General features: G+C 40.6%; 17 protein-coding genes. 14 read left to right on the plus strand and 3 right to left on the minus strand.

The annotated features are described in order from the left end of the window. From AC0L3Y_RS13740 to AC0L3Y_RS13765, 6 genes are all read left to right on the plus strand, one after another. Positions 1 to 1,224 (plus strand): ABC transporter substrate-binding protein, encoded by a 1,224-nt coding sequence (locus AC0L3Y_RS13740; RefSeq protein WP_473464731.1) that lies wholly within the window; start codon positions 1 to 3, stop codon positions 1,222 to 1,224. A 246-nt stretch (positions 1,225 to 1,470) separates the two neighbouring features. After that, positions 1,471 to 1,722, plus strand: a complete 252-nt coding sequence (locus AC0L3Y_RS13745; RefSeq protein WP_473464736.1) for a hypothetical protein — start codon at positions 1,471 to 1,473, stop codon at positions 1,720 to 1,722. 128 nt (positions 1,723 to 1,850) lie between these two features. Beyond that, positions 1,851 to 5,954 (plus strand): PAS domain S-box protein, encoded by a 4,104-nt coding sequence (locus tag AC0L3Y_RS13750; RefSeq protein WP_473464741.1) that lies wholly within the window; start codon positions 1,851 to 1,853, stop codon positions 5,952 to 5,954. Continuing rightward, on the plus strand, positions 5,939 to 6,340 hold the full coding sequence (locus AC0L3Y_RS13755; RefSeq protein WP_473464745.1) for an Hpt domain-containing protein: 402 nt from the start codon (positions 5,939 to 5,941) through the stop codon (positions 6,338 to 6,340). The genes AC0L3Y_RS13750 and AC0L3Y_RS13755 overlap by 16 nt, the downstream gene beginning before the upstream one ends. Then, a complete protein-coding gene (locus AC0L3Y_RS13760) occupies positions 6,337 to 7,254 on the plus strand; it encodes a GGDEF domain-containing response regulator (protein WP_473464749.1) in 918 nt (305 codons plus the stop codon). The genes AC0L3Y_RS13755 and AC0L3Y_RS13760 overlap by 4 nt, the downstream gene beginning before the upstream one ends. Positions 7,255 to 7,427: 173 nt before the next feature. Then, positions 7,428 to 8,270, plus strand: coding sequence for a DNA ligase (locus tag AC0L3Y_RS13765; protein WP_473464754.1), 843 nt, complete (start codon positions 7,428 to 7,430; stop codon positions 8,268 to 8,270). An 87-nt stretch (positions 8,271 to 8,357) separates the two neighbouring features. Here the strand turns inward: AC0L3Y_RS13765 and AC0L3Y_RS13770 are convergent, their stop codons facing one another. Continuing rightward, the gene (locus AC0L3Y_RS13770) at positions 8,358 to 8,672 is read right to left on the minus strand and encodes an ArsR/SmtB family transcription factor (RefSeq protein ID WP_473464758.1); all 315 of its coding nucleotides are present in this window, start codon (positions 8,670 to 8,672) and stop codon (positions 8,358 to 8,360) included. A gap of 193 nt (positions 8,673 to 8,865) precedes the next feature. Then, positions 8,866 to 9,678, minus strand: coding sequence for an exodeoxyribonuclease III (gene xthA / locus AC0L3Y_RS13775; protein WP_473464760.1), 813 nt, complete (start codon positions 9,676 to 9,678; stop codon positions 8,866 to 8,868). Between the two features lie 183 nt (positions 9,679 to 9,861). Here xthA and gorA point away from each other — a divergent pair, with 183 nt between their 5' ends. The 3 genes from gorA to AC0L3Y_RS13790 all read left to right on the plus strand — a co-directional run bounded on the left by gorA (position 9,862) and on the right by AC0L3Y_RS13790 (position 14,686). Further along, positions 9,862 to 11,238: a glutathione-disulfide reductase gene (gene gorA / locus AC0L3Y_RS13780; RefSeq protein ID WP_473464765.1), complete on the plus strand. Its 1,377-nt coding sequence runs from the start codon at positions 9,862 to 9,864 to the stop codon at positions 11,236 to 11,238. A 788-nt stretch (positions 11,239 to 12,026) separates the two neighbouring features. After that, on the plus strand, positions 12,027 to 12,869 hold the full coding sequence (locus AC0L3Y_RS13785) for an SDR family oxidoreductase (protein ID WP_473464770.1): 843 nt from the start codon (positions 12,027 to 12,029) through the stop codon (positions 12,867 to 12,869). 341 nt (positions 12,870 to 13,210) lie between these two features. Next, complete coding sequence (locus tag AC0L3Y_RS13790) at positions 13,211 to 14,686, plus strand: aminoacyl-histidine dipeptidase (protein ID WP_473464774.1); 1,476 nt, start codon at positions 13,211 to 13,213, stop codon at positions 14,684 to 14,686. A 99-nt stretch (positions 14,687 to 14,785) separates the two neighbouring features. Here AC0L3Y_RS13790 and gloA read toward each other — a convergent pair whose 3' ends face one another. Then, complete coding sequence (gene gloA / locus AC0L3Y_RS13795) at positions 14,786 to 15,313, minus strand: lactoylglutathione lyase (RefSeq protein WP_473464778.1); 528 nt, start codon at positions 15,311 to 15,313, stop codon at positions 14,786 to 14,788. Positions 15,314 to 15,499: 186 nt separating this feature from the next. On the opposite strand from gloA, the gene AC0L3Y_RS13800 reads away from it, so the two are divergent. The 5 genes from AC0L3Y_RS13800 (at position 15,500) to minD (ending at position 23,507) form a co-directional block, all read left to right on the plus strand. Further along, on the plus strand, positions 15,500 to 16,351 hold the full coding sequence (locus AC0L3Y_RS13800; protein ID WP_473464781.1) for a 2Fe-2S iron-sulfur cluster binding domain-containing protein: 852 nt from the start codon (positions 15,500 to 15,502) through the stop codon (positions 16,349 to 16,351). 70 nt (positions 16,352 to 16,421) lie between these two features. Continuing rightward, on the plus strand, positions 16,422 to 17,885 hold the full coding sequence (locus tag AC0L3Y_RS13805; protein WP_473464786.1) for an exonuclease SbcCD subunit D C-terminal domain-containing protein: 1,464 nt from the start codon (positions 16,422 to 16,424) through the stop codon (positions 17,883 to 17,885). After that, positions 17,882 to 21,601 carry an SbcC/MukB-like Walker B domain-containing protein gene (locus AC0L3Y_RS13810; RefSeq protein WP_473464791.1) on the plus strand — a complete coding sequence of 1,240 codons (3,720 nt, stop codon included), beginning with the start codon at positions 17,882 to 17,884 and terminating at the stop codon, positions 21,599 to 21,601. Before AC0L3Y_RS13805 ends, AC0L3Y_RS13810 begins: the two co-directional genes overlap by 4 nt. A gap of 309 nt (positions 21,602 to 21,910) precedes the next feature. Then, complete coding sequence (minC, locus tag AC0L3Y_RS13815; RefSeq protein WP_473464794.1) at positions 21,911 to 22,636, plus strand: septum site-determining protein MinC; 726 nt, start codon at positions 21,911 to 21,913, stop codon at positions 22,634 to 22,636. 61 nt (positions 22,637 to 22,697) lie between these two features. Next, the gene (gene minD, locus AC0L3Y_RS13820; RefSeq protein WP_473464797.1) at positions 22,698 to 23,507 is read left to right on the plus strand and encodes a septum site-determining protein MinD; all 810 of its coding nucleotides are present in this window, start codon (positions 22,698 to 22,700) and stop codon (positions 23,505 to 23,507) included. Position 23,508 lies beyond the last annotated feature (1 nt).

A 23,508-nucleotide genomic window follows, 5' to 3' on the forward strand; every position in this document is an offset into this window, starting at 1 on the left:
ATGAAAAAACTACAATCATTATTGGTTGGCGCTATTGCTAGTGCGACCATATCGATGGCTAATGCTGGAACCTTGGTGATCAACTCGGATCAAGCTGATCCAGCGCCAAAGAAAGCATTTACTGAAATTGTTCAAAAATTCGAAAGTGAGAACCCCGATATTACTGTTAAATATAACCTATATGATAAAGAAGGTTATAAAACGGCGATTCGTAATTGGTTATCTACAAGCCCACCAGATGTTGTATTTTGGTATGCTGGTAATCGCATGAAAACCTTTGTAGACCGTGGCTTATTTGAAGATGTAAGTGATATTTGGGAAAAAGAAGGTCTTAAGGCAAACATGCCGTCCGCTACACCTGCAATGACTATTGATGATAAACAATGGGGGTTACCTTATACCTATTATCAATGGGGGATTTATTATCGAAAAGACATTTTTGATAAGCTAGGTCTTTCTGAACCTAAAACATGGGATGAATTTTTAGCTGTTAATGCTAAATTAAAAGCGAATGATATTGCTCCAATTGCAATTGGTACTAAGTATTTGTGGACTGCAGCAGGTTGGTTTGATTACTTGAATATGCGTACAAATGGTTTGGATTTTCATATTGACTTAATGGATGGCAAAATCCCTTATACTGATGCTCGTGTACGTAAGACATTTGAGCACTGGAAAGAGTTGGTAGATAAAGATTATTTTCTAGATAATCATGCCTCGTATTCTTGGCAGGAAGCGCAACCATTCATGTACAACGGCAAAGCGGCGATGTATTTGATTGGTAACTTCATTACGCCTAACTTCCCTGAAGAGCTAGATGGCAAAATGGGCTTCTTCCAGTTCCCACAAATTGATCCTGCTGTGGGTATGGCTGAAGATGCACCTATGGATACTATTCATATCCCATCAAAGGCAGTTAATAAAAAAGATGCACGTAAATTCTTAGAATTTATGGCTCGTGCAGATAATCAAACTTTGGTAAACGCCGCATTATTGCAGATACCACCGCACAAAAAAGCGCAAGCACCGGATAATTTCTTTTTGAATAAAGGTGTCGATATGCTAAATAATTCTTCTGGTACAGCTCAGTTCTATGATCGTGATACCGAACCAAGTATGGCTCAAGAAGGTATGAAAGGTTTCCAAGAGTTTATGGTAAAACCTGAACGTCTGGATGCTATTCTAAAACGTTTAGAAAATGTTCGAAAACGCGTTTTTAAATAATATTTACAGTTCTAGCTTAGATTGCTAGGTATAAGCTTAAAGCCAGTATGAAGTTCATACTGGCTTTTTTATGTTTAACTTTAAGTGGTCACTTCACTATGTGTTTTTTAGAAGGGGGATATGCCTTTTTCTAAACTTCCAGAAGAATAGTAAGTAAGTAAGGTCTCTTTAGGTTTATCTTTCTGTTGGCCTATGGTCTAATTTTTAAAATATATTTCCATTTAGACTTTTACCTAGGTACACCTTATGTTCTCTAAGCTTTCCCTGTCTACTGCTCTGCTTTCAAGTCTTATTGCAATGACATCTACAAACGCTTTGGCGATTGATGATTACTGTACTCCTAAGCTGAACTCGTATCTTGAGAAGGCAGAAAAAACAGTTGATTCCAAATATATTAGCTCCCGTCAAAAAGAGGTTGCTCAAAAGATTATTGATAAGGTAAAAGCAAGTCGTAATGAAACAAACGATTGCATCTTGGTTGATAAATTACTTCCATAAATATCCGTGTTTTATAAGGTAAATTTTCTGTTTTCTGTTATGTTTTATATGCATTAATACATTGGATCAGAGTTGATAGAGGATTCTGTATACAACATTTTCAAGAAATTAATAAAAAGGGTAAACAAATGGAAGGTTTAGTTGCTTCTTTAAAGGTGGCAAGATCTCTTTTAGGAATGCCCTGTGTTGGTTTGGTTTCCAGTGATGGATCCATATTACTTTCTGGTGGACTTGATGGCATTTCATCAGAAGCCTTGTCTGATGTATTTTTACGGTTGTCTTTATTACCAGAGACACGATGTCTTGATGATCAAACGCCTCCGACAGAGCTGGTTACGCTTTTAGAAAAAAAACACATATCAAGTTATATTGTTGAGCCTTTACCTAAGACTGAAGCAAGTTTGATTTTTCTGAGTGACAGCTACTGTCTACTAGACCTTGCGGAGGTTGAGGAGTACCTTTCTTCTTTTGTCGATATGTTTTCCGCACTAGTTTCCTCTACAACTAGCAACTCGTCCTCTGTTTTTAGTGGTTCAAATAAAGTTAGTCATACAGACCTCTTAAGACTAAGCAATAAAATTCCGACTTATATTGCACTAGTTAGTCAGGATCTACGTTACGAATTCATCAATGATGCTTATGCTCAGCGCTTTTCATTATCTAAAAAAGACATTGCAGGAAAATATGTAAAAGATTCCATACCTACTGAAATTTGTGACGCGACTAAAATATATGTCGCAAAGGCTTTATCGGGTGTTGCCGTTAATTTTCAATATACCTTACGACAAGGTATTGAAGGTGAACTGAGATTTATCGATGCGTCTTATGTTCCTCGAATAGCAGATGGGGAAGTGACGGGGCTGTATTTATATATGCAGGATATTACGTCCCAGAAGCGAACGCTTAATACATTAAAAAGGCTTCATGAAGTAACGGCAAATTTTGACTTGTCGTTAGATGAGAAATTGCAAAGCATTTTACAGGTTGGTGTGGAGCAATTCTCTTTACCTATCGGTCTAATTAGTCGTATTGAAGATGATGACTATTATGTTGAATACAGTCACACACCGGGTGGTGAAGTATTACCAGGTGCAAGATTTGATTTAGGCAGTACCTATTGTACTCATACGCTTAAGAGCGACTTACCAACTTCTTATTTTCATACGGCCATCAGTGATATTAAAGAACATCCTTGTTATAAAGCCTTTGGTCTAGAGGCTTATATTGGCATTGTTATTTATGTTGGAGGCAAGCGTTGGGGGACGCTGAATTTTTCAAGTCCGAATCCTAAAGCTCAATCTTTTGGTGATGATGATTATGAGGTAATGAAATTACTATCCCAATGGGTTGGTAATGAAATGACTCAGCACCAAGACGAAACGAATCTAAAAGTTGCGGCAAAACAACAGCGTTTAATTTTAGAAGCAGTACATGAAGGTATTTTCGGTGTTGATATAAAAGGTAATATTACTTTTGCTAATTCGGCCGCTTGCCATATTTTAGAGTATTCAGCAGAGGAATTACTTGGTCGTAATTTGATCGAGTTGCTTTCCCATCGAGATAAAGATGGACGGATATTTTCATTAGAAACTAACCCAATTCAAGAAAGCCTCTCTAGTGGTGAAGATTGTCGAGCGCGAGGAGAGTATTTTAGTAGAAAAGATGGCGCTGTTTTTGTGTGTGAATACACCTGTGTTGCTATGCACTCCGAAATGGGGGATGTTGAAGGTGTTGTTATTTCATTTCAAGACAAAACAGAGCAAGTTCAAGGCGAGATCGAGCTTATCGAACAAAAAACCTTGTTTGAATCATTGTTTATTAATGCACCTGAAGCGATTGTTTTAGTTGGAATTAATCGCGAAATCAAAATGATTAACCCAGCCTTTACAGAATTGTTTGGTTACCAACTGAGTGATGTTATAGGTAAAAGCACTCAGATGCTTTATGCAGAAGAAAATGATTATATCGAGAAGGGGAGCGCTTATAGCGGCATCTCCCAAGATATTTTAAATCGTTATAGAGTCAGTTATAAAAATAGCCAAGGTAAGATTTTTCATTCCGAAACTATTGGTAGCATGATTCATAATTCTGATGGAAGTTTTGGCGGTTATATTGGTCATATACGAGATGTGACTGAACGGTTAAAAGCCGAACAAAAAATGATCGATACTAACATTCGTTTATCTATTGCAACGGAGGCTGCGGGCATTGGTGTTTGGGAGTTAGACATAGAAACAGAAACACTCCACTGGGATGAGTGGATGTATCGGTTGTATGGTTTTTCCAAAAATGAGCGTCATCTACCAAATGAAATGTGGGAAGAGTGCGTTCATTTTGAAGACAGAGAAAGACTAAAAAATACACTTGTGCGTTTAGATGATGGCGGAGCGTATTTCAAAAATGAAAATGATGAGTTAAACCAGTCTAAAAATTTAGACACCGACTTTCGGATCACTCGTAAAGATGGTCAAATTCGTTATTTGAAATCAAATGCCACCGTTATATTTGATAGCGATGGCTGTGCTTCTCGTGTTGTTGGTGTCAACATGGACATTACATCTCGTAAAGAGACCGAAGTCGTGTTGCAAGAAGCCAGTGATCAAGCTGTTGCAGCGAGTAAGGCAAAGAGTAATTTCCTTGCCACTATGAGTCATGAAATCAGAACGCCTCTTAATGGCGTACTTGGAATGGCCGAGTTACTTTCTGGCACTAGATTAGATTTAGAGCAGCAACAGAGTTTGAGTGTTCTTAGAGAGTCCGGAGAAGGGCTTTTAGAGCTAATTAATGGAATACTAGATTTTTCTAAAATAGAAGCAGGGCATCTTTCTATTGAATTAGAGGATTTTAATTTAGAAAAAGCCATTTATGATGTAGCTCGTTTGTTGATGCTTAAAGCTGAAGAGAAAGGCATTGATTTATTAATTGAGTACGAAGATGACTGCCCTCGTTTTTTAGTTGGCGATGTGTTCCGCATTAAACAAATTCTGACAAACTTAGTTAGTAACGCGATCAAATTTACTACTACTGGGCATGTTCTGATATCCACAAAAGGGGTGGTTGATCAACAAGGTCTTGTCTCTATCACAATAAGCGTTATTGATACTGGTGTGGGCATTGCCAATGACGTTCAACCTTATTTATTTAATGCATTTGTACAGGCTGATAGTTCAACAACTCGAAGATTTGGTGGAACGGGTCTAGGTCTTGCAATCACAAAACAGCTTACCGGTTTAATGAATGGTGAAATTTCGTTATCCAGTGAGCTCAACGTCGGTTCTACTTTTTCAGTAACATTGTCTTTACCCGAAAGTCACGCTATTTCTAGTATTGAAAAAATGACGGATGAAGTTTTATTAATTGGTAAGAAAACCCTCGTTATTGATGACAATGAAACAAACCTAACGATACTAAGAAATCAGCTAAAATCTTGTGATATCTATGCGGATATAGAATCAGACCCTTTACAAGGCTTAGCTCGAATAGAGAAGGCGATTAATGATGGCGTGCCATACCATATAGTCTTGCTGGATTATATGATGCCAGAGATGGATGGCTTAATGTTATCTAAGTTAATACGAGAAATTAGTGGTTCCATTAATCAGCCAACCATATTAATGGCCTCGTCAGCGGATTTTTTACCTAAAGAGTCATTGTCTTCAGCGGGTGTTAATGTCTGTATCTCTAAGCCTATGAGTGGCTCTGCCTTAAAAAAAGGGTTGATTGATGCAACCTCTTCAAATTTATTGGGACATCAGATTTCTTATTCTGAACTTAATGACAGTGAAGATGCTCGATACGAATACATTAAGGGACAATCAAAGCGCGGCCTTGTATTAGTTGTTGAAGACATGAAAGCCAATATGGCTGTGGCTTGTGGGATCTTAACAAAAATGGGGTTTGATATTATTGCTGCAGAAAATGGTGCTATAGGTGTTGATATGTGGAAAGCGCATCAGCCAGATCTTATTTTTATGGATTTGCACATGCCAGTAATGGATGGTCTTTCTGCAATGCGGCGTATTAGGCAAGCGGAAAAAAATAGCTATAACAAACGGGTTCCAATATTGGCTTTGACTGCTGATATTCAGCAAGAAACTCTATCAAAAGTTTTCCGTGCGGGTGGTGATGGTCTTGTTCCAAAACCATTTACACAAAGGGAGTTCATCAGTATGTTGGAAAAATGGTTACCAAACGATGAATCGAATGGGGGGATGAGTTGGAAAATAGAATAGCCACTCCTCAAGGCTCGGCTTTTGAAACTAATTCTGACATTATCGTTGATGAATCTGTTCTTCATGAATTAAGAACATTGCTGGGTGATGATTTTCTATTGCTCGTTGATGCATTTTTTGGCGATGCAGATCAAATCACTGGCTCTCTTAACGGTATGTTAGAAACAAGTGAAATGCCTAATTATGAGGCGATATCCCAACTGTCCCATAGTATGAAATCAATTAGCTTGAATGTTGGTGCTGTGATTTTATCTGCAATGGCAGCTCAGATTGAAAAAGAAAGCAGGCAAGAGAAGGTGCCGGACCTTAATACGAAACTACGTGAATTAATTACTATGTACCATGATGTAAAAGTTGAGCTTCAACGAATAGTGGCCACTCTATGAAAGTATTAATCGTAGATGATACCAACACTGATCGCTTGTTATTAAAGCTATATTTAAAAAAGCTGGATTATCAAGTCATTGAAGCCAGTAATGGGCAAGAAGCGATAGATCAGTTTATGGCGCACTCTCAAGATCTGGATTTGATCTTGATGGATGTTCAGATGCCAAAAATGAATGGTTTTGATGCTGTTAAGGCGATCCGAAAAGCGCAAGAGGTTCAGAAGCAAGAATGGCTGCCTATTATTTTTTTAAGCGCCAGTGCTGAAGAAACGGATGTTGAAGAAGGTATTTTAGTTGGGGGAGATGATTACCTAATTAAACCTATTAGCCAGAAGGTATTGTCTGCCAAGATGCTAGCGATGCAACGTATTGCTAATATGAGACGTCGTTTAGTTGAATCAAATATTCTTCTTGAAGAATTAGCGACTACGGATCACTTAACGGGCGTAGCGAATCGCCGTGCTTTTGAAGCGATGTTAGAGCGAGAAATGACCTCTACGCGCCAATATGGAAAGTCTTTAGCTTGCGCAATCCTTGATCTAGATATGTTCAAAGTGGTGAATGATACCTTTGGTCATGATGCAGGTGATGCTGTTTTGATTGATGTGGTTGAGCGAATTGTATCGGTTCTGGGAGACGGTGACATTATTGGGCGTTTAGGAGGAGAAGAGTTTGGTATTATTCTTCCTAATATATGTGAAGAAAGCGCTTCATCTGCTTTTGAGCGCTTCCGAAATATAATTCAGAAAGTGCCAGTTATACATGAAGGTCGAGAAATTTCAGTAACTACGAGTATTGGTGTGACTTTTTTCACGGGTGGCAGAGAAAAGAAAGAAACGCTATTGAAGCGGGCTGATGAAGCTCTATATGAGGCCAAAGAGACTGGTCGTAATAAAGTAGTTTATCGTCCTTAATGGTTTTAAAATAAAGAACCTAGGTGATTAGATAATAACTAGAAAGCTGAATGTTATAGGTTTTCAGTTCTTATTCATTTTATTATTTACTTCTTAAATTTGATTCCTTAATTGAAATCGTTTAGCGTAATTAAGTGCTACGGATAGCACTTTTATGATCAAAGGAGTGAATCATGACCTATCTTAAAAAATGGCTGTTTATCGGCTTATTACAATTCCCTATATTCCTTTTCGCACAAGTGGATGTGCAACTAGCGACCAGTTTTTCTGACGATACCCATGCTGAAGATTATTTAATAAGTGAGAAGTATGATGGTGTTCGTGCTATTTGGACGGGAGAGCGTCTCATAACCCGTCAAGGCAACCCGATTCATGCGCCAGCTTGGTTTACAGATAAATGGCCTAATGTCTGGTTAGATGGTGAGCTTTGGTCTAAGCGAAATGATTTTGAATTTATCATGTCGACGGTAAGAAAAAACAAACCGATTGATAGGGAATGGCAGAAAATTCATTACATGATATTTGATGCACCAGACAAAGAAAAAGCCATGCCATTTGAAGAACGCTTTAGACGTTACACTCGGATCGCCAACGGAATGAACCTTCCACATGTTATTCCCATTAAACAATTTACGGTTGCTAATAATCAGGCACTGCATCAATTGTTAGATGAGTACGTTAAAAAAGGCGCAGAAGGTTTAATTTTGCATCGTAAATCAGCTTTATTTGAAAGTGGTCGAACAGATAACTTACTTAAGCTGAAACCCTATCTGGAAGCTGACGCCAAGATTATTGCAATATTAAATGGGGCAGGGAAATACGACGGCATGATGGGGTCTATGTTAGTGGAGACACCATCTGGTTTACGCTTCAAAATAGGAAGCGGTTTTACTGATGAAGAACGCCGCACTCCGCCTTCAGTGGGTGAAACTGTGATATATAAATATCATGGATTGACTGAGCGTGGAATTCCAAGGTTTGCGAGTTTTGTAAGGCTTAGAGATCAAGGGTATTAATCATTATTTAGGTCAAAGTAGCCGCTGTTTTTAAATCCTATTGGAAGTGAAAATAGCGGCCTTTTTGTCTGTATTTGGCACAATTTCTTATAACGTTGGACAAAATAATACATGCAGTGTTTGAATCAAGGTTTTTACTCGTTCATCACCTAGACTGTAAAAAATGGTTTGAGATTCACGTCTTGTCGTTACCAAACCATCTTTTCTCAATAGAGCAAGATGTTGAGAGAGAGCAGACTGACTTAGCGGTAGCTTTTCATTCAATGAGGTTACAGAAAGTTCCTTGTCTAATAAATAACATAAAATCATCAGACGGTTTTCATTGCTCAAGGCTTTTAAAAACGTCGCAGCCTGAGAGGACTGTTTTAGCATGTCTTCCATAGTGAGCGCTTTATCATTCATTGATATTTCTCATCTTTATTTCACAAGTCAAATACTAGCTTATGCTTGTATTTATGGCACAAAATAAATTCATCCACATTGTCTGTGGATAAATCTGGGGGTAGTCATGACTAATGGTGTTCCTCATCAAGTAAGGCGGTCGCTACATGTCTCTGTACGTTTTTTAACCATTAGTCGTCTTTTTGATTTTTGGCTAATCCAGTCCGAAGCTCGTCCAAATTGGTGCGTGATCTGACGGCTTCTCTAGTGCACGTAAGTCGTAATCAACATCCGAATCTTGCAAGTAGGGGGTCAAACCGTTGGAAGACATAATAACATCGATTCTTAGTCCACGTTTAGGCGTATCGTCAAAGCCTTTTGAGCGATAATCAAACCAACTGAAGCGATCGTTTTTTTCTGGATTAAGCTGGCGATAAGTGTCTGTCAGTCCCCAATTTACAAGGGTTTTGAACCATTCTCTTTCTTCTGGTAAAAAGCTGCATTTTCCCGTTTTCAACCAGCGTTTTGCATTTGGTTCACCAATACCGATATCTAGATCCGTCGGGGAAATATTAATGTCACCCATGACAATGATTTTTTCATCAGGAGAATGAGAAGCAAGGTATTCCATCAAGTCTGCATAAAACTTACGTTTAGCAGGAAACTTAGTTTCATGGTCACGGCTTTCACCTTGTGGAAAGTAGCCATTCAGTACTTTGACTGGACCCTGTGGCGTATCAAACGTGGCAATGATCATACGACGTTGGGTGTCTTCATCATCACCTGGGAAACCGTATTCTACTTTTGTTGCTTCTTGCTTACTAAAGATAGCCACACCATAGTGAGATTTCTGACCGTAGTAATAAGCATGATAACCAACAGATTCAGGAATTTCATGGGGGAATGCGTCATCATGTACTTTGATTTCTTGTAAGCCAATGACATCTGGTGAGTGTTTTTCTACTAATGCTTCTATTTGGTGTGGTCGAGCACGTAAACCATTAATGTTAAAAGATACAAACTTCATGAGAATCATTCCACGTTTAATTTCCTTAATCATACCTAGATGTTACAAACTCATAAAGCGCTTAACCCGTTAGAATTAGTTAGTTTTTTTTATCAAGCTAATATATTCATAATTTTTAGCATTTTTAAAAAGCCCTGTTACACTCAAGGGATAATTTTTAATGAACATACATTGGAGAGCTTAATGGCTTATCAGTACGATTTATTTGTTATTGGTGCAGGTTCTGGCGGCGTGCGTGCTAGCCGTGTTGCGGCATCTAAAGGGTATAAAGTGGCGGTTGCTGAAGGCAGCGCGTTAGGTGGCACCTGTGTCAACATTGGTTGTGTACCCAAAAAATTGTTTGTCTATGCCTCTGAATATGGTCATGGCTTTGGCGAAGCAGCAGGATTTGGTTGGACAAACGAAGGAACAAAGTTTGATTGGTCAGTATTAAGAGACAACAAAACCAAAGAAATCGAACGTCTAAACGGCATTTACGGCAACATGCTGGGTAATGCAGGCGTCGAAGTTATTTCTGGTTTCGCGAGCTTTGTGGATGCTCATACCGTTATGGTAAATGGCAAAACCTACACAGCAGAACGTATCTTAATTGCCGTGGGAGCAAAACCTTTCATTCCTGAATTTCAGGGCAGTGATTTAGTGGTTAGCTCTAATGAAATGTTCTACCTAGACTCGTTACCTGGCAAAGCCTTGGTAGTCGGCGGTGGTTACATTGCCGTTGAGTTTGCTGGCATTTTAAATGGTTTAGGTGTGGATACATCGCTTGCTTATCGTGGTGATCAATTACTACGTGGCTTTGATGAAGATGTCCGTGCTTTTGCCAGTGAAGAATACAAAAAATCAGGCATCGATGTTCGTTTGAATACCGATGTGGATCGCATCGAATTGGTTGATCCAGAAGATCAAGTAAGCGAACGCATGGTTCACTTTAAAGACGGCACTTCTGAACGCTTTGGTTTGATCTTGTATGCTACAGGTCGCGTACCAAACGTTGGTTCGTTAGAGCTGGATAAAGCTGGCGTTGAATTCGGCAAAAACGGCGCAGTGAAAATTGATAAGAATTTCAAAACCACAGCCGACAGCGTGTTCGCCTTAGGCGATGTGACTGATAACATTCAGCTAACGCCTGTTGCGATTAAAGAAGCCATGGCGTTGATCGATTATTGGTTTGATGGAAAAGAAGTCGACTTTGACTACGACAACATCCCGACGGCTGTATTCAGCCAACCAGCTATTGGTACAGTCGGTTTGTCTGAACAAGAAGCAGAAGCTCGCGGTATCGACTTCCGTGTGTATCAAACAGACTTCCGTGCGATGAAACATACGTTAAGTGGCGCAACATCAAGAACATTGATGAAGATGCTGGTTAACAATGCGGATGAAAAAGTCATTGGTGCTCACATGGTAGGCGACTACTCTGGCGAGATCATCCAAGGCTTAGGCATCGCGTTAAAAGCAGGGGCAACGAAAGCCGATTTTGATGCCACAGTGGGTGTTCACCCAACCAGCGCAGAAGAGTTCGTTACCTTCTCTGCTGGTGCGCTAAAAGAACGTAAGTAAATGCTTGAGTAATTAATTTACTCGATTTACGAAATAGCCCAGATTCTGTCTGGGCTTTTTTTTGTTTTAATTTTAGGGGAGTTCAGATGGGTTATTGGGTTATTGGGTTATTGGGTTTTTGAGTAATTAGAGCAAAGTAAATTCCCCCGTTCGATACTCTCGCAAGATATTATCGTTTAACCTCGTTCTTGGTGTTTGCCTTGCTTCTTTGATGTCACCAGAAACATAGAGCCCAGTTTAAAATGTAAATGATGTACCGTTTATACAGATGGGGTTATTCTTTTGTGCATGTAAAACGTTATTTCGACGCAAAGAGTCGAACCCCTTTTAGCTTCAAAACCTTCTGATTACAGAAGAGCTTATTAAAAAGGGCTTTGACCCTGATTCGGAATTCGCCGACCTAAACATGTATGCATAAACAATTTATTCTTCATTCAAACCATTTCTTGCGCGTTTAGACATTTGAGATGATTTTATTTTGCGTGTTTGTACTGGCAGGAAATAAAAAAGCCTACTAAGATCAATGAATAAGAGAAAGCGCTGTTACTCTTTAATTAGGAATGAACGTGATTTTTTTTAATGAAAATAAAGAATAACGCGCATGCTCGTTTTTCCAGTTTCAGATTTTGTTAATATCTATATTAATTTCATTAAATTTAACAAGTTTAGCCAGCAGGACGCGTAAAATGCCGCGCGCCTTTGCTAAAAGCATTAGACATCGATTTAGTGTGGTCCAAAGCTAAAAACGGAGACCGTTTTCACATGAGTATCATCTATGAGGAGTTAATATGACTATTGCTGTTACAGCTGCTAGCGGCCACCTTGGGGCTGCGATTATCAAGGCTCTGCGAGAACTCGGTATGGATTCAGTGGTGGGGCTAGCGCGAACACCTGCGAAGGCCAAGTATTTGAACGTGGAGATACGTAAGGGAGACTATAACTCCCCGGATGACCTCACTGCCTCATTGCAAGGTGTTGATTCCGTGCTTCTGGTTTCCGGCATGGATGCCCCCAATAAACGTATTGAACAACACAGGAACGTCATTCGTGCCGCAAAGGCAGCTGGTGTGCGTAAGATCGTATATACCAGTGTCCAAGGAGCAGAATCGGGAACCGCGTTTTCACCTATCATCGCAAGCAATCGCCAGACTGAACAAGATGTTCGTGAAAGCGGATTAGACTGGGCCATCGGGCGCAATGGTATCTATATCGAACCGGACGTAGAGTACATCGACGCATACAAGAAAGCTGGAACCATAGCCAACTGTGCTGGCAGTGGCCGCTGCGGGTACACGACGCGCCCCGAGCTTGGATACGCGTACGCCCGTATGCTTACTGAAGATAAACACAACGGACAAACATACAACCTACACGGCAACCTTCTTACGCAAAGTGAACTGGCCAGCCACTTCAACGATGTATTCGGCACCACGCTCACTTACGTACCGATGACAGTAGATGAGTACCGAAAAGAGCGAATTGCTGAACTTGGTGATTTCATTGGAGGGGTCATTGCAGGTATTTACGAAGGAATTAGCATGGGTGCAAATGATAATCCAAGTCAATTTTCCGAAGCCGCGGGGCGAGAGCATCAGTCATGGAGTGATTACTTTGCTAATTTCCGAAGATAGTAAGTTTTTTGAAAATTTAGGCTCTAGGGTTGCTTCAATGCTTAACAAATCATTAAAGGTGGGCGGCTTAACTGGCGCACGGCTTAATTCAAATGTTAGCTACAAAAAGGATTAGAGCAATTCGACTCAAAGTAAAATTAAATTTCATAATCATAGGCAACCGAATTGAAGTGTAGAGTTTAATATCCGGTATATTACAACTGACTAACGAGAGGAAGGGTTATGAATTAAACCTCCCACATACGTTTTCTCTATCAGCCTTGTCTTTATTTCGATTGCCTCAATCCTTGCTCTTCTTTACTGTTGTTTTCATATTGTTTTAACGATCTGAAGGGCGTTCCATGAACGAAGTATTGAATACCTTACAACCCAGTGCAATTTGGCGACATTTTCAAACCTTATGTAACACTCCAAGACCGTCTTATTATGAAGCACAGCTAAGAGATCATCTTATTCAATGGGCGACGTCTTTAGGGTTGGAAACCTACGTTGACCCTGCTGGAAACCTGTTGATTCGTAAAGCCGCATCGAAAGGCATGGAAGACAGGGAAACCGTTGTCCTGCAAGGCCATTTGGATATGGTGGCGCAAAAAGACGCCGATGTGGATCATGATTTCACCAAAGACCCAATCGTGACTCAGGTTATCGATGGTTGGGTTCATGCGACAGGCACAACGCTGGGCGCAGACAATGGCATTGGTGTCGCGGCGGCGATGGCGGTATTGGAATCGACCGACTTGGCTCACGGGCCAATTGAAGCGCTTTTTACCATAGAAGAAGAAACCAGCTTACGTGGTGCTTTGCAGTTAGAAGAAGGTATTTTAAAAGGCAAAATCTTACTGAATTTAGATTCCGAAGATCGTGGCGATGTGTACATAGGTTGTGCTGGTGGCGTGGATATCAACATAGAAAAACGCTACAAGGCGTTGCCTGTGACAGGTGATAAAAAAGCCTTCGACATTGTTGTTTCTGGTTTGCGTGGTGGTCATTCTGGTTTAGATATCCATAAGGGTCGTGCGAGCGCGAATGTTTTGTTGATTCGTTTGTTGAATCTGCTTAAAGAAGAATGTGATTTTGGACTGAGTGGTTTTACTGGCGGCACTTTGCGTAATGCTATTTCTCGTGATGCCTGCGCAACCATTAATCTAGATTCCACTGACGAAACTAAGCTATTTGCCTTTGTTACTGAATTTGAAAGACGTACTCAGGCTGAATTTGTTAGTACTGAACCTAAGTTGCTGGTTTCTCTTATTCCCTCAGAAGTTGATTCTGAATTAGAAGCCGATGCCAAAGACGCTTTGTTGAATGCTATTTACTGCGCGCCTCATGGTGTACATAGAATGAGTGCTGATTTGGAAGGTGTGACAGAGACATCTTGTAACCTTGGTGTAATTAACCTTAAGAATTCCAAAGACGGCGAAAAGGTGTTTGACGCTTGTTTGCTGGTACGTTCTTTGGTGGATTCTGCGGTTGAACATCTTGCTTATGTGGCGAAATCGGCTTTTTCGTTGATTCATGCTGATGTGAATTTAGAAAATGGTTATCCAGGTTGGAGACCAGATCCAAATGCTGGTTTGCTCAAGCATTTCCTTGATGTTCATCAAGAGGTTATGGGACAAGAAGCTAATGTGAAAGTGATTCACGCAGGATTAGAGTGCGGCATCATTGGCGCGAAATACGCGGGTATGGAAATGGTGTCTTTTGGTCCGAACATTCGAGGTGCGCATTCACCGACGGAACGTATGGAAATTGATTCCGTAGGGGATTTCTGGCGATTGCTAGAGGCTTTATTGGCGTCAACACCGAAGACGGATTAGAGTTTATTGATCGTAAGTTGGCCTGCGACACCCAATGAAAAAGGGAGCTGATAATACAGCTCCCTTTTCTAAATATTTTCTTCGTTATCTAGGTAAGTGCTATTGAGAGAGTATAATCTCAGTAATGCCTTCTGCTGATAGGATCTCAATCCAATAACCGTCTGGGTCTTTGATGAAAGCCAATCCTTTCATTGAACCATCGTCTGGCTTTTTGACAAATTCCACATCGTATTTGGCAAAACGTTCACTGGCCGCATACACGTCTGGTACACTGATGCCTATGTGTCCAAATCCACGTGGGTCTTCATTGCCACTGTGATAGCCTGGAAAGTTTTCATCTTTCTCGCTGCCCCAGTTATGAGTCAACTCGATCAAGGCTGGACGACGGAAAACCCATTCGGTTTTAGTTTTATCATCGCCTTCTGGTATTTCCTTTTCATAACCTAAAAAGTAAAGCGTAAATTGCATCGCTGGGAAGTCGTATTTGCCTAATAGCTTCATACCTAATACTTTTTGATAAAACTCTAATGACACCGCAGGGTCTTTAATACGCAACATAGTTTGTTGCATGACATAGCCTTCAGTGGCTTGAGATATTGCTTCTGGGGATTCGTTATAGCTAGACATCGTACAATCCTTGATGAAAGTGAATAGAATCTAAATAGAGATGTGTTGAATAGTTTGCTCTATGGTAATCATCTATAGCCTGAATTTAAACATCCTAATGCAGTTTTAAAAGCAGCTCGATGATCAGAGTGTGGCATAATAGCAAGATCATAATATGGTTAGGTTTGGGTGATGGGGTATCAAGGATTGACGGTTAAATTGGATGACAATGTCTTCGATGTAGATGGCGGAGACAATTTACTGTCGTCTTTATTGTCTCAAGGGGCGGATGTTCGTTACGGTTGCCGTGCTGGCGCGTGTGGTGCGTGTCGTCTTTATGATTTGAATAACTGTGAATCCCTTTTGTCCTGTCAAACATCGATATCGTCTAATATGGCGTTAAGTACACAAACGCCTGCCGCTTCGGCTGTATTTTCTGTCATGGCGTTGAATTCGATTGATGAGTCTAATGTCGAAATAACGCTGTTAGGTCCAAGTGATGATTCCTTTGGTGATAGAGTTTTTCTGTCTGTGTTCTTAGAAGATGTTTTTGTTGACGACTTATTAGAGCAGAAAAGCCACTTTGTTGAGTGCATGGCTTTGAATCAGGCGGGCGCACCGCTTAAGGTGATTCTGCAGCAAGGCGCGTTTTCTAAGGCTGAGTGGCAAAAAGTAACAGCGCTTGCTATTAACGACTCATTGCATGTTCAGACCTTATCTGGTGTTAGGAAAGGTCGTTTGCTCTATGAAATGGATTTGAGTGACAGTGTCATTGTGGTGGTTTCTTCATTTGATAATGGAGTTTTTGAACCTTATTGGCGTGATGCGTTACAAGACTTCTCCAATCACAAAATTGAATGTTTTAGCTTTTCTTCCATAAATAGCATTAGTAATCCATTACAAGACGATACCTTTACTGCTTTTCTTAAAGATGCCGTTGCTGAATCGGGAACGGCATTACATATTATTTATCACGGTCAAAACTTGTCAGAAAAAGGCTGGGAGCAAGCGCTTCGTCCTTTGAGAATCCGAACCACACAATTGCATTTTGTTCGTTAGTTTTATTGCCTGAATGGCTCAACGGTTTGATCGTTCGCTTGCATAACAAATACCGCTTTGGAGAGCATTGATGAAAATCCTACATACTTCTGATTGGCATCTCGGTCAGCATTTTATGGGAAAATCCCGCCGTGATGAGCATAAGGCGTTTATCGATTGGTTATTGGCGCTGGTGGACAAAGAAGATATTGATGCGGTGATTATTGCTGGTGATATTTTCGATACTGGCTCACCACCAAGTTATGCCCGTGAAATGTACCATCAGTTAGTCTTGGACATGAAATCGCGTCACTGTCAGTTGGTAATTGTGGCGGGAAATCATGACTCTGTCAGCATGCTTAATGAATCCAAAAGTTTACTTTCCTATCTGGATACTCAAGTGTCGAGCCAAGCCAACCTCGATGATATTGAATCCCATGTTATTCCATTGATGAACAAGCAAGGCGAAATAGCTGCTTGGGTTTGTGCTGTGCCTTATCTTCGACCGAAAGATGTGATGAAGAGTTTATCGGGGCAATCTGAACAAGATAAAAAAATGGGTTTATTGCAACACATAGGCGATTTTTATCAGCAGGTTTATCGTGTTGCCGGTGAAAAGAACAAAGCCTTAAAAACACCTGTGCCGATTATTGGCACTGGTCATCTCACCGCGATGGGTGGACAAGTCAGTGAATCGGTTCGTGATCTTTATGTTGGTACGTTAGAAGCGTTACCAACGTCTGTATTTCCTGCCTTTGATTATCTCGCGCTTGGGCATATTCACCGAGCGCAGGCGATTACCAAAGACGGTCGCTTTCGCTACAGCGGCTCGCCGATTCCATTGAGCTTTGACGAATTAGGACGAGAGAAAACCTTAGTTATTGTTGACACGGATTTATTTGAAGAAGAGGCCGTGGCAGAAAAAGCCACTTTGGCAGAAAAATCTCCTTTGATGGATGACCTTTTTGCAGACGACCTGTTTGAAAACAAACCATTTGAAGGCGACCTGCTTAAAGAAAAAGTCGAGCCGATTCGTTTGGTGAAAATTCCTATGTTTCAGCCTATGGCGAGTCTCAAAGGCAATTTGAAAGAGGTGATCAAACAAATTACTGAGCTGGATTTGGTGAAAGGCTTAAAAGACGGTAAAACGCTTTGGCTGGAAGTGACGGTGATTGCGGATGATTATTTGAGCGATGTGCATAAGCGCATCATGGAAGTGATCGACGATAAACCGATTGAATTGCTTAGAGTGATGAGAAGAAGCGCTCTAGAGAAAAAGACCGACGCTTTTGAATCACGCCAAACCTTGTCAGAGTTAACCGTTACGGATGTGTTTGAGAAAAGCTTGCAAACAAATTTAGACATAGAGCAAGAAGAAGCGGCCGCATTGACGCAACTGTTTAATACTTGCCTGGTTGAAATGGAAGCGTCTCAGCAAATGCTTTCTGTTGATGTCGACATGAATCAAACAGACAGCGTAAAAAAGACCGAAAAAACGATTGAAGAAAAAAGCGAAGAAAAGAATAAAGACATTAGCGAAGGAGAACAAGCATGAAAATTTGTAAACTTCGCTTGAAGAACTTGAACTCTTTAAAAGGTGAATGGGAAATTGATTTTACCAAGGCGCCTTTTGATGACGCTGGGGTGTTTGCCATTGTAGGACCAACAGGGGCGGGTAAATCTACCTTGCTCGATGCTATCTGTTTGGCTTTGTACCATGAAACGCCACGGATGAAGATCTCACCTAGTCAAAATGAATTGATGACACGCCATACGGCAGAATGTCTTGCGGAAGTAGAATTTGAAATAAAAGGTAAAGGTTATCGTGCGTTTTGGGGGCAACGTCGTGCGCGAGGCAGCAGTGAAGGTAAATTACAACCAATGACCTGTGAGTTATGTGAGCGAGACGGCACCATCATCACAAGCAAAATCAATGAAAAAATAGATAAGATCGCAGAGATCACTGGCTTAGATTTTTCTCGTTTTACAAAATCCATGTTATTGGCCCAAGGTGGTTTTTCTGCTTTTCTTAATGCCACGGCTAATGACCGTGCCGAGTTATTGGAAGAACTCACTGGTACGGAAGTTTACGGCCAAGTTTCTAAATGGGTTTTCGAAAAGCACAAAGCAGAACGAGCGAAGATCATTCAATTAGAAGCGATTAATACACAGCGTCAACTCTTGAGCGACGATGAATTGCAATCCTTGGTTGAGCAAGAAAAAGAGTATGAACAACAAGATAAGACACTGGTTAAAAATCTAAAACAACATCAACAAAGTTTAGAGTGGCACCAAACGGAATCTAAGCTGACGCAACAATTGGTTATGGCGAAACAACAAAGTGCCGATGCTATTGCATCGTTAGAGAGTTTCAAGCCTAAATTGGCTTTGTTGAGTAAGGCTGAAGTCGCGAATGGCTTGCAGGCTCAATATGATTCCCTTACTAAGATGGTTCATCGTGCAAGTGAGCTGGAACAAGAAAAAAGCGATGCGCTTCAGCAACAAGCAGAACAAACGGTCATTTTTGAAGAGCTTGAAAAACGCACGCAAGTGGCAAAGTCTGCATTTGATCAGCAGACTGAATCTTGGAATAAATTGAATGATGAGATCACCAATACCATTCAGCCTTTGGTTTCCCGCCGAGAAAGTGTCAGTGAACAGTTGATTGGCGTTAATAAGCGACATCTAGAGCTCGATCAAAAATACCAATCTAGTTTTAAGGAACTGAAAGCCCTGAAAACACGGCTTAAACAAGGTCAATTGCTTTGTCAGCAGAGCGAAGCCAGTTTATCTGAATGGCAATCCCCTGAGCAAATCGAAGCACAGTTATCGAACTGGCAATACCAACAAGACTCTATTCAGACGCAAGATCAAGCTCTAATGAATTTAGCGACTGATATTGCTACATCTAAAAACGACCTAGACGCCGCACTTAAAACCTTTGCCGCTAGTAAAGATCAAAAAGAACAACAAAGTCATCTTGTTGGTCGTTTGGATCAACAGGTAAAAAGTATCCTTGAAGACTATTTTCGCCTTTCCTCCGGCCGTGAACTGAATGAATGGCAAGAGTATGTTCGTGAGCTGGATTCGCAACAGCAGAAAGCTCAAGAACTGGTTCAGCAATATCAACAGTATCAAACGAAGCAAATTGAACTTGGCAATGTGAATGACACGATTCAAGAGTTGGAAAATAAAGTCATTCAGCAAGAAGAGCAGCTTGCACAACAACGACAAGCCTACAAAGAGAAAAGCCATCATTGCTCAGACCTTGCTAAGCTGGTGGACGCAGAACGCCATATTGTGGCGTTGAATACTCTAAGAAACGATTTGAGTGAAGATGATTATTGTCCTTTGTGTGGTTCAAATGAACACGATTTTAATCATGCTTTGCATCAGGAAACGAATTTAGAGAATCAACAGCGACTTGAATTATTGCAAGCAGATCTTGAGGCTCTGAAGCAATCAGGGCAGGCGTTAAAGTCGGACCAACAAGTGCTTGCCAGTAAGAAAGAAATGCGTCTTGAACAACGTCAGTCATTGATGACGGTGTTGGCGGATTTAGACGTCACGTTACTTGCCTTATTAAATCGTTTGGACCCTAGTTTGATAAAGGGTTTGAAAGATGGTGCGATAAATACGCTAGATGAAGAACAAATAATGTCTTCTGTGACTGCTGTGCAAAACGCTTGGAGTAACGTTTGTGAGATCAATAAAGCTGTGTTGGAAAAACACCAACAGCGTTTGGTTTTAGAAGACGAGTTTAATAAGGCGACGCTTCAACTGCAAAATATAGAGCAGCAATTGCAGCAGCAAGAGTCTCAAGGTCGTTTGCTTCGCCAGACTTATGATAGCAAAGTAGCTGAACAGCAAAAAATCACCCAAGAAAGGGAGCGAGTCGCTCAATCTTTGATGGCGTCAATGAAAACAACTGGCGTCCCTGAACAATATCTAGAATCGCCTTTGGGTGAGTCTCTCTCAGCTTTACAGGCTTCTTTGCAATCATGGAGAACGGCAAAAAATAATCTAGATACGCAGCGTCAGCAAGTTGAACAGCTTGGCTATGAAATTGCGTCATTAGAATTGCGCGTGAACGACGGTGCCACCGAACTAGAGCAAGTACTTCGTCAGTTAACTGATCTGAAAACAGAATTAGCGAGCATTGATTCAAGTCTGTTTGAAGTGTTAGGTGAAAAAACTTTAGTTCAATATCGCTCTGAAGCTCAGGTAAAACTGGAAACCAGTCGATTAGCATTAGATTCGATTTTAAAAGAGCGTGAGCAGGTTCAAAAAGAATTAGCGGCGTCAGAGGCGACGTTAAAAGCGATCGATAAATCATTGAAAACAGTGAAGGGTGAATTAGAAACGGCAGAATCTGCTTGGCATCTTTTGCTTAAAGAAAAAGGTTTTGAAGATGTTTCGTCTTGGCAAATAGCGTGTTTGTCCCATGACGAGCTGATGGCTTTGCAGCAGACGTATAATGAATTAAAAGATATGAATACGCGACACACTGCCTTATTAAAACAAGCAGAAGAGTCTTTAGCATCGCACATGGATAATAAACCTGTGAATGAAGCCGTGACAACAGTGTCTCTTGATGAGTTGTTGGTATTGGTTGAGCAATTAGAAAACCAGCGACAATTGCTCAATCGACATTGGGGTGAAGTTGCGCAGAAAATTCGTGAAGAAAAGCAACGTCGAGAACAGGCAAAAGCCTCTGTAGAGGAATTGCACGCATTGCGTGAGGGTTTGATTCATCTTGATCGTTTGAATCATTTGATTGGCTCGGCGGATGGCGCGAAATTTCGTCGTTTTGCGCAGAGTTTGACCTTGGACCATTTGGTGTATTTAGCGAATCAGCATTTGAATGTATTGCATCGTCGTTATCAATTAATGAGACAAGAAGAGGCTTTATCATTGGCGGTTGTGGATACTTGGCAAGCCAACGCGTCTCGTGATACGAAAACCTTATCAGGTGGAGAATCTTTCCTTGTGAGTTTGGCGTTAGCGTTGGCGCTTTCTGATTTGGTGTCCCATAAAACAAGCATCGATTCTCTGTTTTTGGATGAAGGTTTTGGTACATTAGACAGTGAAACACTAGAGTCTGCCCTTGATGCTTTGGATAACTTACATTCGTCAGGTAAAACCATTGGGATTATTAGTCATATAAGTGCATTAAAAGAGCGCATTCCTGTTCAAATTAAACTAACAAAGCAAAGTGGTTTAGGGGTGAGTCGTTTAGCGCCTGAATTTGCTGTACATTCATCTGATTAAACTTGATTTATTGAACGAGTTTTAATGGTGCAATAGTTTTCCCCAGAAAAGTGGGAACAAGTATGTAAGTAAGTTGTAAAATATTAATTAAATCAAAAGGTTAATCTTTCGTTTATTATTGAGCATTTTACGTTATTCTTAGCACTATAAGAGAGCAGAGCAAGTATCCGGTGGAGTGTAAAGACAGTGTTTTGATGTCTTCCTTTAATCATTCAGCTTGATAGAATAGATTTCTGTATGCTAATTCGAGGCATATATTGTCTTTTATATGATTAGCACTACTAAAGTATTTAAAAAAGGACTGTTTACATGACAGACTCAGGCTTCCGACTAAAAGGAAGTGTTGTTACGACGATTTTGTTGGAAATTCAGACTTTTTCGTTAGATGACATTATTTTTCATTTAAAGAAAAAGATTGACCAGGTGCCACACTTTTTTAATCAGGCTCCTATTATTATTGATATTTCGAAAATGAAACGTGGTATCACGGTAGATGAATTTGAAGCGCTTATTCAGTCCGTAGGATCGCTAGGTCTTGGTGTGATTGGTTGGCGCTGTGATCCTGAAAATTTACCTGTCTGGAAAGCTTCGGTGACTATTCCGCTTTTACCTGCTAGTAAAGCGAGAGCGATTCAAGTCGTTCCTGAGGTAAAAGAAGATGCAAGCCCAGATGTTGTAGTCAAAACAGTGGTGGAGGAGCGTCTGGTTCCCCAAGCAACGAAAGTCATTACTAAGCCGATTCGTTCTGGGCAACAAGTTTATGCTGAAGGTGATTTGATTATCTTGGCTCAGGTTAGTGCCGGAGCTGAAGTATTAGCCGATGGTAATATCCATGTTTATGGCACATTGAGAGGCCGAGCTTTGGCCGGTGTCAAAGGGGATGTGGAAGCACGAATTTTTTGTAAAAGCATGGAAGCGGAATTGGTTTCCATTGCTGGTAACTTCATGTTGAGCGACGCACTTCAAGATATTGTTTGGAAAGACGGCGCGCAAGTGCTATTAGTTGACGATAGTTTAGAAATCGTACCGCTTTAATATTTATTATTCATTTGATTATTTAGATGCGCTCTGTATGAGTTTATCGGGGGATATAACATTGGCAAAAATTATAGTAGTCACCTCAGGCAAGGGCGGTGTCGGTAAGACAACGTCCAGTGCTGCTATTGGGACTGGTATTGCGTTAAAAGGTCATAAAACCGTTATTATCGATTTTGATGTAGGTTTGCGTAATCTCGACCTAATCATGGGGTGTGAACGTCGTGTAGTTTATGACTTTGTTAATGTGATAAACAAAGAGGCAACTTTGTCTCAAGCTCTTATTAAAGATAAACGTACGAAAGATTTGTTTATTCTTCCTGCATCCCAGACTCGTGATAAAGACGCATTAACGACGGAGGGTGTTCAAGAGGTCTTGGAAGAGCTATCTAAAGAGTTTGACTACATTATCTGTGATTCGCCAGCTGGTATTGAGAAGGGCGCTCAAATGGCCTTGTATTTTGCCGATGCTGCGATTGTTGTAACAAATCCTGAAGTGTCTTCTGTTCGTGACTCTGATCGTATTCTTGGCATTTTACAGAGTAAGTCTAAACGTGCAGAAGAAGGTAAAGAGCCGATTGAAGAATACTTGCTTTTGACCCGTTATCATCCAGAACGTGTTGCTTTGGGTGAAATGTTGAGCGTTTCTGATGTTGAAGACATTTTGGCTATTCCTTTAATTGGTGTTATTCCTGAGTCTGTTGCTGTTCTTAAAGCATCAAATCAAGGAACACCAGTTATTCTTGATACTGAGTCAGAAGCGGGTTTGGCTTATACGGATGCGGTTAATCGTTTACTTGGTAAAGAGTGTCCTTTGCGTTTCTTAGAAGTTCAAAAGAAAGGCTTTATGAAACGTTTGTTGGGAGGTTAGA

This window comes from Marinomonas sp. GJ51-14 (assembly GCF_055808695.1).